Below are 13,448 nucleotides of genomic sequence, written 5' to 3'. Positions count from 1 at the left end.
TCCTTCGGGCGGTCCCCCTCCCCCAAGGGGGGAGGAATGAGAAAGGGCGCGGTAGCCGTGGCCACCGCGCCCTTCTGTGTTTTGGGTCTTGTCAGGCTTCAGAGAAGCTTGAGGTCCACCGCCGAGGTCTTGCCGCGCTGGTTTTCCAGCTCGTATTCGACCTTCTGGTTGTCATCCAGGCCTTGCAGGCCGGCCTTCTGGACCGCGGTGACGTGTACGAACACGTCGGAACCGCCGCCATCGGGCTGGATGAAGCCGTAGCCTTTGGTGGAGTTGAACCACTTGACCGTGCCGGTCGCCATGTCTGCGTCTCCGTAAACGCGCTTTGCCAGGCAGGTGTCCCTGCGGGATCACCCGTCAGTCCATCTGGAACAAGCTCGTTCGAGGAAGGAGCAAGCACGGGTTTGGACCCCGCACGAAATCCGGACTGCGCTGATGTTCTCTCCCGCAAATCCGGGCCGGTCAACAGCAAAGCGAATCGGTCGCGCTTGAAGAAGGTTACCGTCAGCGCGCGCACAAGCTGTAGGACGCGCCGTCCAGATGCAGGTGGTCCGCATGGGCCGCATTGTAGTCCGGCGTCAGGACGGTCGAGAACAGGCGGCACGCCCCGTCCCGGAGCCGCGTCAGGAAGGGGCGGGCCTCCGCCCCCGCCGGACCCTGGCCCGACCAGTCGTCCAGCACGGTCACCTTCTGCCCGTCCGCCAGGGTCACGCCCGCGACGTCCAGCGCATTGGCCTTGGCATGTTCGCTGGGCCGGGCGCTGGCATCGGTCTGGCCATAGATGCGGCGGCAGGAATAGGTGCCCATGCTGTCGACGCGGGCGACGTCCTGACCAAAGCTGGCCCGGGCCGCCGGCTGCAGCACCTGGCGGTCCCAGATGACGTAGCGGACGGCCAGCGGGCACTGCATGACCAGGCCGCCGGGGCTGAGCGGCGTGACCGCCCCGCCGGTGATCCTGACCGCGCCGCGCACGACGCAGAAGCCGCCGTCGTCCCGGTCCGGGGCCCGCTCGACCGTCACGCCCGCGTCGCGCAGCACCTGCATGCAGGCCTCGGTCTGGGCGGCGACCTGCTCCGGCGCGGCGGTGGGCGGCAGGTCCAGATCGGCGACCTTGGCTTGCGTCGCCTGGCCGATCGGCCGGTCCAGATCCAGCGGCTTCCACGGCAGGTCCTGGTGCGGCGCGAACGCATTCAGCAGGGCGAACAGGGCGCAGACCGCCAGGCCCGCCTCCCACATCAGGTTCCAGAAGTCGGCCAGATCACGCTTCATGCCGTTTCAGCGTGGCGGGAGCCGCGCCGCTGCGCAAGCGGAACCGTGGGGTCAGGCCAGGGCGTTCAGCCTGACCATCAGATCCTGCACCGCCCGGCGGCCCGCCTGGCCGTCGTTGGACACGGCGATGACGGCGCGGTTCTGGCCTGGCCGGACCAGCGCCCCGGCATGCCACATGGTGTTGGACCCCTCGTGCGCCAGCGCCCGCTCCGGCCCCTGACCCCGCACCAGCCAGCCGCAGCCATAGCCGGGCGGCGGCCCTTCGGCCGGGGCGGTCAGGCGCGCGATGCTGTCCGCGCCGATCCAGCCACCGCCCTCGCTCAGGAACACCGCCAGAAACCGCCCATAGTCGGCCAGGGTCATGTGCGCCGTCCCCGCAGGCCCCAGCGCCAGCGGGTTGTCCGCCCCCGGATTGGCCGGATCGATCGCCGTCGGCCCCGCGCGATGGCCCCAGGCATTGGGCGAGGGCGGCGGCCCGAAGCCCGCACTGGTCAGGCCGAGAGGCCCATAGACCTCGGCCCGCATGGCGTCCTCCCACGACTGACCGGTGATCGCCTCGATCGCGGCTCCCAGGACGATGTAGTTGGCATTGCCGTAGGCGAAGGTGCCGACGGGCCCGCCGGGCGGCCTGGCGAAAGCCTGCCCGGCGATGGCGCGGCGCTGTTCGGGCAGGGACCTCGGATCGGACCGGGCCGTCATCAGCCAGGTGCGCCCGATGACGTCGGCATCCATCAGCCCGGCGCGGTGGTGCATCAGGTCGATCAGCCGGGTGTTGCTCCATGCTGGATCCAGGGTCAGGTCGGGGAAGGCCTGCGCAACCGTCATCTCCCAGTCAGCGCGACCCTGCTCGACCAGTCGCGCGAACAGAGCCGCCGTCATCGCCTTGGTGTTGGAGCCCAGATGCCAGCGGTCTTCGGCGGTGACGGGATCGCTGCCGCTGGCCTGGCGTACGCCCCGCACCGACGACCAGACCAGCCCCTCGCGCGCGACAATGGCTCCGGCCAGGGCGGGCGGCGTGGCAGCGGCGAAGGCAGCGTCCAGCGCAGCATCGGCCGCGGCAAAGGCGTCGTCGGCGCGGGCGACACGGGGCGGGAAACCCACGGCTGGCGCGAAGATCAGGCTGCTCAGGACGGCGCGGCGATGGGCGAACATGGGCTTCCCTCGGATTGGACAACCCAGGCTATCCAAGACGGGCGACGAACGCACCTGACAACGAAGACAGGATCGGCTGACGGTTGCCGTACCGCCCGCGACGGCGCAGCATGCGGCGATGAGCAAGACATCGGACTACGAAGACGAACTGGTGCGGCTGCAGATCCAGCTGGTCGAGACCCAGGCCTGGACCATCGAACAGGGGATCAAGACCCTGATCGTATTCGAAGGCCGCGACAGCGCGGGCAAGGACGGGGCGATCAAGCGGATCACCGAACACATGGCCCCGCGCCAGACCCGCGTCATCGCCCTGCCCAAGCCGAACGAGCGCGAAACCAGCCAGTGGTACTTCCAGCGCTATGTGCCCTATCTGCCCTCGGCCGGAGAGACGGTGATCTTCAACCGCTCCTGGTACAACCGCGGCGGGGTCGAGCCGGTGATGGGATTCTGCACGCCCGAACAGCACAGCCAGTTCCTGAAGGACGCGCCGCGTTTCGAGCGGATGCTGACAGACAGCGGCATCGTGCTGATCAAGCTGTGGCTGGACATCTCCAAGGCCGAACAGGCCGAGCGGCTGGAGGCACGCGTCGAGGATCCGCTGAAGCGGTTCAAGGTCTCGTCGCTGGACGCGGAGGCGCAGGCCCGCTGGGACGCCTATTCGAAGGCCCGCGACCAGATGCTGGAGGCGACCCACACCGGCCACGCCCCCTGGACGGTGATCGCCACCGACAAGAAGAAGGAGGCCCGGCTGAACATCATGCGCCACATCCTGCGGCGGCTGGATGCGCCAGGCGTGAAGGCCGACAAGCCCGATCCCCACATCGTCTTCGACGCCGACAAGGCCGGGGGCCGTCTGGCACCCTAGAAGCCCAGTTCGGCTCGCAGAGCCTCGGGCGTCACGCCCCCGGCGCGCAACTCGGCCAGGGTCACCGACCGGTCCCGCTTGGCATAACGCCGCCCGTCCGGCCCGGTCAGCAGTCTATGGTGGTGATAGATCGGCGTTGGCCAGCCCATCAGAGCCTGGATCAGCACCTGGATGTGCGTGGCCTCGAACAGGTCCTCCCCACGGATGACATGGGTGACGCCCTGCAGGGCATCGTCGTGGGTGACGGCCAGGTGGTAGGCCGTACCCGCGTCCTTGCGGGCCAGGATGACGTCGCCGGCGGTTTCGGGTCTGGCCTGAACACGGCCGGTTTCGCCGTTCGGTCCGCAGCCTTCCTCAATGAATGATAGGTCGGACCAGGCGGCATCTCCCAGTTCGGCCCGCGCCCGATCCAGCGACAGCCGCCAGGCAAAGGGCAGGCCTTGGGCCAGCTTCGCCGCCTCTTCGTCCGTCGGATGAGGGCCGGGCCGCGCGGCCTCGGCGTTGCCGTGAGGGGCATCTCCGATGGCGTCGAGAAGCGCCTTGCGCGTGCGGAAGCAGCGATACAGCAGGCCGCGCTGACGCAGCGTGTCCACAACCGCGGCATAGTCCGCCAGGTGCTCCGACTGTCGGCGTACCGGACTGGGCCAGTCCAGCCCCAGCCAGGCGAGGTCTTCCAGAATGCCGGCTTCGAACTCCGGCCGACACCGGGTCGGGTCGATGTCCTCTATCCGCAGCAGCCACTGCCCGCCCGCGTCCTGTGCCAGGCGATGTCCCAGCAAGGCGGACCAGGCATGCCCCTTGTGCAGACGTCCGGTCGGGGAGGGGGCGAAGCGCGTGACGAACATGACGACACGATAGCGGGAAGCGGACGCGGTAGAAGCCCGCCGCTGCGCATCTCTTGCCCCGGCCGGACGAAGACCTAAGGTCCGGTCATGCCCAAGCCTCCCAGTCCTGCCGATCTCCACGCCGCTCGACAGCACCTCGCCGCCATCGATCCCGCCCTGGCTCGCGCGCATGCGCAGACGCCGATGCTGGAATGGCGGCTGCGGCCCGGCGGGTTCGAGGGCCTGTTCCGGATGATCGTGGAGCAGCAGGTGTCGGTGGCCTCGGCCGCCTCCGTCTGGGCCCGGCTGCAAGCCGGACTGGGGGAGATCACGCCCGAGGCCCTGCTGGCGCATGACATCGACAGCCTGCGCGGCATGGGCCTGTCGCGGCAGAAGTCGACCTATGGACAGGGGATCGCCCTAGCCCAGATCGAGGGGCGGATCGATCTGGAGCACATGCAGACTCTTTCAGACAATGAGGCCATCGCGGCCCTGACGGCGCTGAAGGGGGTCGGGCTGTGGACGGCGGAGGCCTATCTGATGATGTGCGAAGGGCGGCTGGATGTGTTTCCGGGTGGCGACGTCGCCCTGCAGGAGGCGATCAAATGGGCCGACGAGACCGAGACCCGTCCCGATCAGAAGGCCGCCTATGCGCGGGCAGAGCTGTGGCGACCTTACAGGGCGGTGGCGACGCATCTGTTGTGGGCCTGGTATACGGGCGTGAAGCGGGGCGAGATCCTGCTGGATGATCGAGCGGCTCAGGCGTTAGACACATAAGAATGAGCCCCATCGTCGATCCCGCCCTTGCCAGTCCCGAGACCGTTCTGGGCGCTCTGGACTTTGCCGGCGTCGCCGTCTTCGCCGCCACGGGCGCGCTGGCGGCGGCGCGCGAGAAGCATGACCTGGTCACCTTTGCCTTCTTCGGGGCGATCACGGGCGTGGGCGGCGGGACGCTGCGCGACCTGCTGATCGGGGCACCGGTCTTCTGGGTGCAGGACTGGCGCTACATCGCGGTCTGCCTGTTCGCTGCGGTGGCGGTCTGGCTGGTGGGGGCCAGGCCCTGGCGGTTCCGGGCCCTGTTGTGGCTGGATGCCATCGGCCTGGCCGCCTATGGCGTGCTGGGTGCGGCCAAGGCGGAGGCGTTTCAGGTCGCGCCCCTGATCTGCATCGTCATGGGAGCGCTGACGGCCTGTTTCGGCGGGATCGTGCGCGACATCCTGGCGGGGCAGCCGTCGATACTGCTGCGGCGCGAGATCACGGTGTCGGCGGCGCTTTTGGCGGCGACCCTGTTCGTCATCGGGCGGGCCGTCGGGCTGGAGGCCTGGCCGGCGGCGGTGCTGGCGGCCTGTTGCGGCTTTGCCTTGCGCGCGGGTGCCCTGGTCTGGGGGTGGAGCCTGCCCGGCTTTCCCGGCAAGACCAGCTGGGGCGGCTGAGGCGGCTGTCGCCAAACCGTCTTGTGCCCGTCACGACGCGATGATCGCCAAGGGGTCGAATCAGGTCTAGGCTTCATCCATAGCCTGGGAAGGAGACCTGTCTTCAGTCCTCTCGCGTGCACATATCCCGCCCGACCCGCAGCCCTCGTGAGAGGTGTCTGATGCAGGTCACCCATCGCCAGCTGTCCGGCTTTCCCGCCCTGGTGCTGAATGCGGATTTCAGGCCTCTGTCCTACTATCCGCTGTCGGTCTGGCCGTGGGAGGAAGTGGTCAAGGCGGTCTATCAGGACCGTGTCGATGTGATCTCGACCTATGACAAGGTCGTGCGCAGCCCGTCGATGGAGATCGCCCTGCCCAGCGTCATCGCGCTGAAAACCTATGTCGATCAGGACCGGCCGCCCGCCTTCACCCGCTTCAACGTCTTCCTGCGCGACGGCTTCACCTGCCAGTATTGCGGTGACACCGCCGAGCTGACCTTCGATCACGTGGTGCCGCGCTCCAGGGGTGGGCGCACGACCTGGGAAAACATCGTCGCCGCCTGCTCGCCCTGCAATCTGCGAAAAGGCGGTCGCACACCCCAACAGGCGGGCATGCCCATCCGGCGCGAGCCGCACCGCCCCAATGCCTGGCAGTTGCAACAGCACGGCCGCCGCTTTCCGCCGCACTATCTGCACCAGAGCTGGCTGGACTATCTGTATTGGGACATCGAACTGGAGCCGTAGACGCCACGGAACGGCCTCATCGGCATGGCGTTGACGAGCGGCCCGCAATGCCTCAGTCGAGCCTCCATGAAAATCCGCGTCCGTGCCGAACTGGTCTATCGTTTCGATCCCCCGACGGATGCGATCTACAAGATTCAAGTGGCCCACTGGCCGGGCCAGAACATTCTCGAAGAGACGCTGACCACGACGCCCGAGGTGGAGTTCATCCACGACCAGGACGACGAGTTCGGGGCGCGGACGCTGCGGGCGCATCTGCAGGGCGAGGTGGCGCTGGTCTATGAGGCGGTGGTCGACAACGGTGTGCTAAAGGGCCTGCCGCCGGTCACGGTGCAGCACGACTGGAACGACCTGCCGGCCGAGGTGCTGCCCTATCTGAACCCCAGCCGCTATTGCCCCTCTGACCAGTTCGGACGGTTCGTGGAGCGGACGTTCGGCGGCACGGTCGGCGGTGATCGTGTGCTGAAGATCCTGGACTGGATCGCCGAGAACATCGACTACGAGCCGGGGGCCTCGGACAGCGAGACGACGGCGTCGCGCACCTTCATCGACCGGGCGGGCGTGTGCCGGGACTTTACGCACATGGGCATCACCCTGTGCCGGGCCTCGGGTATTCCGGCGCGGGCGGTCAGCGCCTTTGCGCATCAGCTGAGCCCGCCGGACTTCCACGCCATCTTCGAGGTCTGGCTGTCGGACGGCTGGTGGCTGGTCGATCCAACGGGGCTGGCCCCGGTCGAAGGTCTGGTGCGGATCGCCTGCGGGCGCGACGCGGCCGACATCGCCTTTCTGACCACCCAGGGATCATGCCAGATGGTGCGCCAGTCGGTGACGGCCGAGGCGGTCTAGTTTCCGCCTGAGGCCTTCCACGCTTCGATGAAGTCCAGGCGGCGCAGGACCTTGCTGTCCGGGTCGATCAGGATGTGCGCGCCTGCGCGGGCCTCGACGAAGCCGCGGCCGCCGGGCATGGCCACGGTGGTGCGCCGGCCGTCGATCTCGACCTCGAGCGGCATCGGGAAGGGCTTGCCGTCGCCGGTGACCCATTCCAGCGCAAGCCCGCGCTCGTCGCGGCTCTGGCGAAGGTCGGGCAGGGCGGCCTGATACAGATAGCCGTCGAAGAACCAGCCCAGATCCTGCCCGGTCTCCTCGTTGATCAGGGCCAGAAACTCGCGCGTGGTGCCATAGCGGGGCTGGAAGGCACCGGGCTGCGGCGTCGCCGTGCCATAGACCAGCCGGGTCACGGCGCGAAAGAAGGCCTCGTCCCCGACCAGCATGCGCAGGGAATGCGCGATCAGCGAGCCCTTGTTGTAGAGGTCCAGACCCGGCCCGGTGTCGCCCTCATAGACCTCGGCCACGGCGCGGTCGGTGCCGGAGACGACGGGATAGCGATTGATCAGGTCCCGCCGCTGCTGCAACAGGCTGGCCTGCATGAAACGCTCGCCGTTCAGCCAGCGGTCGTAGAGCGGCTGCATATAGCTGCCCAGGCCCTCGTGCAGCCACATGTCGTCGGCGTTGCGATTGGTCAGCTGATTGCCGAACCACTCATGGCTCAGCTCGTGATGCAGCAGCCAGTCGAAGCCGCGCCCGTCCAGCCGATAGCCATTGCCATAGGCGTTGATGGTCTGATGCTCCATGCCCAGGTGCGGGGTCTCCACCACCCCCATCTTCTCGTCGCCGAAGGGGTAGGGTCCGACGGTGGCCTCGAAGAAGTCGATCATGGGCCCGAACTGGTCGAACAGCACCTTCACCTTGGCCGGATCGTCGCCGCGCAGATACCAATAGGTCAGGGGGATGACGTTGCCGAACCGGCTGGCATAGTCGGTGGTCATCTCGTCATACGGCCCGATGTTCAGGGCGATGGCATAGGTGTTGGGGCTGCGGGCGCTCCAGTTCCAGGTCGTGGTGCCGTCGCCGTTGTCGGTCTTGCCGACGAACCGCCCGTTGGACGGCGCGGCCAGATCGGACGGCACGGTGATGTGCAGGTCGACGCTGCCCGGTTCGGCCAGCGGATGGTCGATGCAGGGCCAGAACAGGTCGCAGCCCTCGCCCTGAACCGCCGTGGCGATCCATGGCTTGCCGTCGGGGGTGCTGGACCAGACGAAGCCGCCGTCCCAGGGCGCACGGGGCGCCACGCGCGGCTGGCCGGCATAGGCGATGCGCAAGGACGCGGTCTGACCGGCCTGAAGCGTGCGGCCCAGCGGCACGGTCATGCGACCCTCGGGATTGGTCCAGGTGCCGGGCGCGATCTCCCGACCGTCGACCTGGACGGAGGAGACGGCGAACCGGGTGTCCAGCTCGACCGACAGGGCCTCGACCGGCGACTGGGCCGTGAAGTCGAGGATGGCCACAACGTCGATGGCCTTGTCGGCTGGTATGACCCGGATCGACAGATCAGCCTTGTCGAAGCGCACCGCGACCTGTTCGGGCGCGCGGGGCTGATCGGTGGCCAGGGTGAAGGCGGAGGATTCGACGGAGATGTCTGTGACGACAGGAGCGGTTGCGTCCTGGGCCGATGCCGTGAGGGGGGCCGCGGTCAGGGCCAGGACGGAGACGGTGGCGACGGCGGCACGGCGGAATACGGACACGAAGGGCTCCGGGCGGGACAAGGGTGTCAGCCTAAGGCACCCGACCGGGGGCGCAACCGCCGTGCGTCAGAAACCGCGCGCCTTGCGCTGGGCCGCCGTGGCGCGCCGGGCCCAGGCCTTGCCGATCTGTTCGCGCAGGCGGTCGTCGTCGGCCACGGCATAGCGGACCAGGACGGCGGGCCAGCCTTCGAAACGCGGGGTCTGGAAAATAGGTCTGCGGCTCCGTCTCTATCAGCAGGGCCACGGTATCGCGATCCAGCGCCAGGGCCAGGGCGTCCGGGTCGGCATTGTCATTGACGATCCAGTGCCCCCGCACCCGCACGCATCGCCCGCCATGCAGGGTGGAGTCCTCTGCACCGGGCTGGCTCAGAGCATGGGCGAACATCTGGTCGCGGGTCATTGAGATGTCCTGCGGTGCGAGGGCGTTGTTGTCTGCAAGGTACAACGCAAAGCGTCAGAAGGAAGCCGGTCACCAATGTCCGTTTTTCGGCGGCAGTGCGATGTCCGCTTCCGACCCAAAGCGGACATTCGCAATGTCCGAAGTCAACAAGATTCCATAGTTCCGGGTGCTCGAACCAGTATTTGGTTGCGCCGTGAGCCGGCAACGCTAGCTTGTTAGGCCAAGCGGGGGAGAGCGCAGTTTGCCGGGCCGAATCTACATCCGTGACAGTGTGTTCGAACTCAATGTCGGACAGACCTTGAGTGTTGTTGACGACTGGGTCGGCGTCTCTCTGCAAGACTTCTACGTGAACGACGGCCGGTCTCCGGTCGATGACCCTGGACCGATTTTCATTAATCGCGGCAACGTTGTGATCACGTCCGCGAGCGAGCGGGATGCCATGTCGAACTGGGTCCGAGGCATCGACCACGACTCAATGCTCAGCGCGTTTTTTATGAACTCCGCATTTGTGAATGCCTCGAGTGCGACTTTCTCGGTCTCCCACACATCGCTGACCGGGCGAGCCACAGGCTTCTACTCCGAACAGTCGAGCGCCGATTTCTTCAACAACGGGAACTTCCAAGTTTCGTCGGCGCATGTCGCCATCGGTATCGAAACCTGGAACGGAAATTTCCTCGACCGGTCGCACCCCGGTAACTTCTTCTTTGAAAACACTGGGCAGTTCACAGTGGTTGGTGCGACCACAGCTTATGGTGCGCTATTCTACAACGGCGCTTATGCAACGAACTCCGGATCGATCTCTGTGAGTGGTGGGCAGCGCGCTTGGGGCGTGCTGCTATTTGGTCACGCGCCCGAGCTGATCAACTCCGGTTCGATATCGGCGGCGACCGCCGGCTCTGAGGCTAGCGTCGGGGTCTACCTTTCTGGAGGAAACTTCGGCTCCCGTCTGGTGAACTCGGGCACAATCACTGCTGACGTCGCTATTCAGGAAAACGACTTTAATGCGCGGTTTGGCCGCGGTCAGGATTTGATCGAAAACGCAGGCCTCATCCTCGGTGACATCCAGCTAAGTTATGGTGCGGATGAGATACGCAATACTGGAGTGATCCACGGCGACATCACCTTTGGCGATCAGAACGATCTTGTTTTAGGCGCGCGAGGGTTAGTGTTCGGCGCCATTTCAATGGGCGGCGGTGATGATCGAGCCGAGGCCGGTATTGGAGACGACAGAATAAACGGAGGTAGTGGTCGCGACCAGATCGATGGAGGTGATGGCTCCGATACGATCGATGGTGGCGACGATGACGACTTGATCTTCGGTAACACCGGTGATGACGTTTTGCGCGGCGGTGAGGGCCAGGACTTCCTCTTCGGCGGAGCGGGAAATGACGTGCTCGAGGCCAGCGAGGGTGACGCCCTGCTTGGGGGCTCAGGCAACGATCGATATATACTCGGCGTGGGCCAGGACCTGGTCGTTCTCGCGCTCGACGCCGGAGATGACGAGGTGATCGGCTTTGATCCAGCCATCGATCGTTTCGTCATGAACGGAATAAACTTTCTCTCAGCGACGGTGGTGGGGCCAGACACCCTACTAACGCATGGTGACGGGACCATTTTTGTTCGAGGGACCACCGGGCTTTCCTTGGATCAGTGGAACGCCCTAGTCGATCCGACGGCGACATTGATCGGGCCGGATGGAAGCTTGCTTGCTGGCGACTCTAGTGACGATGTGCTGACTGGTGGCAGCGGCAGTGACTTCCTTTACGGGGGCGGCGGATACGACATCCTGAGCGGCGGAGACGGGAACGACCGACTCATCGATCGCAGTGGGGCCGGGTCCTTCTTTGGTGAGGCTGGTGACGACCTGATAATCAGCGGCGACGATAACGTTTCAATGGATGGCGGGGATGGTGCGGATATCCTCCAGGCTGGATCGGGCGACGATGTGCTCCACGGCGGAAGCGGGGCGGATACTATCTTTGGCGCAGGCGGCGACGACACCATCACCGGGGGTACTGGGGCCAACCTGATATACGGCGGCGACGGTAACGATCAGATATTTGGGGGCGTGGACGCCGATCAGATTTATGGCAACGCCGGACGGGATATCGTCGATGGCGGGGCCGGAAACGACAAGCTGTTTGACGGAGGTGACGGCGACCTCATCTATGGTGGTGATGGTGATGATGAGATCCACGTTTTTGGTAACGGTCGTGCGTATGGCGGTGTAGGAGCCGACCAAATGTTCGCCGAGTCTGGTCAAGTGGAACTGTTCGGAGAGGACGGAAATGATTTTCTGTCGGGCTTGGGTACAAACGGAGCCCGTCTCTACGGCGGCGGCGGTAACGACCGGATCAACACTTCACTGATTGACGGCTTCGCGTTCGGCGGAGACGGCGACGATGTGCTAGTGTCTTCGGACTATAATGCTCTGCTCCAAGGGGGAGCTGGAAACGACTTTCTCTACGGAGTTCGCAGCTACTTAGTCACGGCCGACTACAGCGACTCAAACGCCTATGTTACTGTAGACCTACGCATCAGCACGGCCCAAGACACCCATTCCCGCGGGTTTGATACCCTTTCTGGCGTCGGAAATCTGAACGGTTCAGACTATTCAGATCGACTGACAGGCAACGATTTGAAAAACGTTCTGTCCGGGGGTCTCGGCGCGGACCAGCTGAGCGGAGGGGGAAGCTCAGACTGGTTGATTGGCGGTAACGGCGACGACGTTCTGAATGGCGGCTTGGACGGCGACGTCCTGATCGGTGGTGACGGCGATGATGCGATTGACGGAGGGAGTGGGAATGACACCGCCATTTTTAGTGGTGTCAGAGCCCTCTATACGATCTCTTCAGCGGGCGGAGCGATCACCGTGGCGGGACCCGACGGCGTTGATCGACTCTCGAACGTGGAGCGCCTTCACTTTGCAGACGGCGTCTTCGCTGCAGATGGTTCAGGCACCGCCGGCACTCTCATCGGAACGGATGGGTCGGACACACTCGTCGGGACGAGTGGTGACGACGTAATCCTCGGCGGCGGGGGTAGAGACATCATCAGGCCGAACGGTGGGTCTGACTCTATCCATGGGGGAGACGGCATTGACACAGTCATCCTGCCCTACACGTTCTCGGAATATACTGTCTCTGAGTTTGGGGGCGTGATGATGCTTACCTATGGTTCCTACACACTTACGCTTTCCGGTGTGGAGCGTCTTCAGTTCGACAGCCGAACAGTGCTCCTCGCTCCGAATGGCGGCGACTACACCGTTGGGACGGAAGGTAGAGATATCCTCACCGGATTGGGCATGAATGACCATCTTGTCGGGGGTGCGGACGCTGACACACTCGAGGGTGGAGACGGCGACGACATCCTGGATGGGGGCTCGGGTGACGACACGATCATCGGTGGCGACGGGTGGGACACATTGCTTCTAAGCGGGTCTCCCGACGACTATAGGCTGCTCCGCGCAGGGGATGGATACACCGTCAAAGGGCCGGACGGACGGGATGTTTTGACGGGCGTGGAGCTGCTTCGTTTTTCTGATGGCAGCGAAATCGATTTGGCTATGGTGTTCATGTCTCAGCCGCAAGCGCAGCCGGTTCTGTCGCAAGGAGGTAAAGGTGCAGAGACTGACGAGCCACTGGTCAGTCTGCCAGTATCAGCCTTTGATGGTTACCTAGTTCCAGTACAGGATCCACAGGGCTCATGCCTTCTAGACATGCTTGTCGACTTTGAACCTGCGTGGTCGGATACAAGCGCAGTAATCCCCGCTAAACGGTTCGTCACATCCGCAGAATCTGGGCTGGAGTCTGCTGACTGGATTGAAACTGTCATGCGTGGCACACGCGATATCGTCTGGGAATAGACGCTCGACTGGCGAGCGCCAGGCCACATTCGCCGCAGAATGCAGATGAAGACAAATGCACTGATTACGTCAGGGTGAACAAAAGGTCAGCGGGATCGATGGTGATGGGAATGTTTGCTTTCGGCTCCTGAGCCGATGTCTGCTTCCCACCCATAGCGGACCTTCAGCGCGTCTGCTTGTGGCCTTGCCGCTGCCCGAACTGCCACAAAGCCAGTGACGTGCCCCTGAGTTTTCATCCAGCGGCGACCAGAGTCCTTGGGTTAGTTACGCCTCGCAGCGTGGGGTGAGCAACAGGCCGGGCCGCGCAGCTTTCATCCTGCGCAGCGGGTCGGCCTGTTG

12 protein-coding genes are annotated in these 13,448 nt (G+C 65.0%); 6 read left to right on the top strand and 6 right to left on the bottom strand.

Annotated elements, in window-relative coordinates:
• Nucleotides 1-98: 98 nt before the first annotated feature.
• The 3 genes from ACE3TH_RS14155 to ACE3TH_RS14145 all read right to left on the bottom strand — a co-directional run bounded on the left by ACE3TH_RS14155 (nucleotide 99) and on the right by ACE3TH_RS14145 (nucleotide 2,421).
• Entirely contained in the window at nucleotides 99-302 is a 204-nt protein-coding gene (locus ACE3TH_RS14155; RefSeq protein WP_292171020.1) for a cold-shock protein, read from the bottom strand.
• Between the two features lie 202 nt (nucleotides 303-504).
• Nucleotides 505-1,269 carry an extensin family protein gene (locus ACE3TH_RS14150; RefSeq protein ID WP_374600684.1) on the bottom strand — a complete coding sequence of 255 codons (765 nt, stop codon included), beginning with the start codon at nucleotides 1,267-1,269 and terminating at the stop codon, nucleotides 505-507.
• Between the two features lie 51 nt (nucleotides 1,270-1,320).
• Nucleotides 1,321-2,421 carry a serine hydrolase domain-containing protein gene (locus tag ACE3TH_RS14145; RefSeq protein WP_374600682.1) on the bottom strand — a complete coding sequence of 367 codons (1,101 nt, stop codon included), beginning with the start codon at nucleotides 2,419-2,421 and terminating at the stop codon, nucleotides 1,321-1,323.
• Between the two features lie 118 nt (nucleotides 2,422-2,539).
• Here ACE3TH_RS14145 and ppk2 point away from each other — a divergent pair, with 118 nt between their 5' ends.
• Nucleotides 2,540-3,286: a polyphosphate kinase 2 gene (ppk2, locus tag ACE3TH_RS14140; RefSeq protein WP_374600681.1), complete on the top strand. Its 747-nt coding sequence runs from the start codon at nucleotides 2,540-2,542 to the stop codon at nucleotides 3,284-3,286.
• Here ppk2 and gluQRS read toward each other — a convergent pair.
• Nucleotides 3,283-4,131 carry a tRNA glutamyl-Q(34) synthetase GluQRS gene (gluQRS, locus tag ACE3TH_RS14135; protein ID WP_374600679.1) on the bottom strand — a complete coding sequence of 283 codons (849 nt, stop codon included), beginning with the start codon at nucleotides 4,129-4,131 and terminating at the stop codon, nucleotides 3,283-3,285. The two genes, ppk2 and gluQRS, sit on opposite strands and share 4 nt — an antisense overlap.
• A gap of 87 nt (nucleotides 4,132-4,218) precedes the next feature.
• On the opposite strand from gluQRS, the gene ACE3TH_RS14130 reads away from it, so the two are divergent.
• From ACE3TH_RS14130 to ACE3TH_RS14115, 4 genes are all read left to right on the top strand, one after another.
• Complete coding sequence (locus ACE3TH_RS14130; protein WP_374600677.1) at nucleotides 4,219-4,887, top strand: DNA-3-methyladenine glycosylase; 669 nt, start codon at nucleotides 4,219-4,221, stop codon at nucleotides 4,885-4,887.
• 2 nt (nucleotides 4,888-4,889) lie between these two features.
• Complete coding sequence (locus ACE3TH_RS14125; protein WP_374600675.1) at nucleotides 4,890-5,543, top strand: trimeric intracellular cation channel family protein; 654 nt, start codon at nucleotides 4,890-4,892, stop codon at nucleotides 5,541-5,543.
• A 161-nt stretch (nucleotides 5,544-5,704) separates the two neighbouring features.
• On the top strand, nucleotides 5,705-6,265 hold the full coding sequence (locus ACE3TH_RS14120) for an HNH endonuclease (RefSeq protein WP_292171000.1): 561 nt from the start codon (nucleotides 5,705-5,707) through the stop codon (nucleotides 6,263-6,265).
• 66 nt (nucleotides 6,266-6,331) lie between these two features.
• Nucleotides 6,332-7,108 (top strand): transglutaminase family protein, encoded by a 777-nt coding sequence (locus tag ACE3TH_RS14115; RefSeq protein WP_374600673.1) that lies wholly within the window; start codon nucleotides 6,332-6,334, stop codon nucleotides 7,106-7,108.
• On the opposite strand, the gene ACE3TH_RS14110 is transcribed toward ACE3TH_RS14115, so the two are convergent.
• Both ACE3TH_RS14110 and ACE3TH_RS14105 read right to left on the bottom strand, forming a co-directional pair.
• The gene (locus ACE3TH_RS14110; RefSeq protein WP_374600671.1) at nucleotides 7,105-8,844 is read right to left on the bottom strand and encodes a M1 family metallopeptidase; all 1,740 of its coding nucleotides are present in this window, start codon (nucleotides 8,842-8,844) and stop codon (nucleotides 7,105-7,107) included. The two genes, ACE3TH_RS14115 and ACE3TH_RS14110, sit on opposite strands and share 4 nt — an antisense overlap.
• Before the next feature lie 31 nt (nucleotides 8,845-8,875).
• On the bottom strand, nucleotides 8,876-9,244 hold the full coding sequence (locus ACE3TH_RS14105; protein WP_374600669.1) for a hypothetical protein: 369 nt from the start codon (nucleotides 9,242-9,244) through the stop codon (nucleotides 8,876-8,878).
• Between the two features lie 241 nt (nucleotides 9,245-9,485).
• Here ACE3TH_RS14105 and ACE3TH_RS14100 point away from each other — a divergent pair, with 241 nt between their 5' ends.
• Nucleotides 9,486-13,109, top strand: coding sequence for a calcium-binding protein (locus ACE3TH_RS14100; RefSeq protein WP_374600667.1), 3,624 nt, complete (start codon nucleotides 9,486-9,488; stop codon nucleotides 13,107-13,109).
• The last annotated feature ends 339 nt before the right edge of the window (nucleotides 13,110-13,448 follow it).

The sequence above is a fragment of the Brevundimonas sp. genome (assembly GCF_041919755.1).
Lineage (GTDB): Bacteria > Pseudomonadota > Alphaproteobacteria > Caulobacterales > Caulobacteraceae > Brevundimonas.
This window is presented reverse-complemented; position numbering and strand designations above follow the sequence as displayed.

Bases quoted from the DNA above. Each gene is read 5' to 3' on its own strand.
- ACE3TH_RS14155 (WP_292171020.1), bottom strand. From the start codon at position 302: ATGGCGACCGGCACGGTCAAGTGGTTCAACTCCACCAAAGGCTACGGC.
- ACE3TH_RS14150 (WP_374600684.1), bottom strand. From the start codon at position 1,269: ATGAAGCGTGATCTGGCCGACTTCTGGAACCTGATGTGGGAGGCGGGC.
- ACE3TH_RS14145 (WP_374600682.1), bottom strand. From the start codon at position 2,421: ATGTTCGCCCATCGCCGCGCCGTCCTGAGCAGCCTGATCTTCGCGCCA.
- ppk2 (WP_374600681.1), top strand. From the start codon at position 2,540: ATGAGCAAGACATCGGACTACGAAGACGAACTGGTGCGGCTGCAGATC.
- gluQRS (WP_374600679.1), bottom strand. From the start codon at position 4,131: ATGTTCGTCACGCGCTTCGCCCCCTCCCCGACCGGACGTCTGCACAAG.
- ACE3TH_RS14130 (WP_374600677.1), top strand. From the start codon at position 4,219: ATGCCCAAGCCTCCCAGTCCTGCCGATCTCCACGCCGCTCGACAGCAC.
- ACE3TH_RS14125 (WP_374600675.1), top strand. From the start codon at position 4,890: ATGAGCCCCATCGTCGATCCCGCCCTTGCCAGTCCCGAGACCGTTCTG.
- ACE3TH_RS14120 (WP_292171000.1), top strand. From the start codon at position 5,705: ATGCAGGTCACCCATCGCCAGCTGTCCGGCTTTCCCGCCCTGGTGCTG.
- ACE3TH_RS14115 (WP_374600673.1), top strand. From the start codon at position 6,332: ATGAAAATCCGCGTCCGTGCCGAACTGGTCTATCGTTTCGATCCCCCG.
- ACE3TH_RS14105 (WP_374600669.1), bottom strand. From the start codon at position 9,244: ATGACCCGCGACCAGATGTTCGCCCATGCTCTGAGCCAGCCCGGTGCA.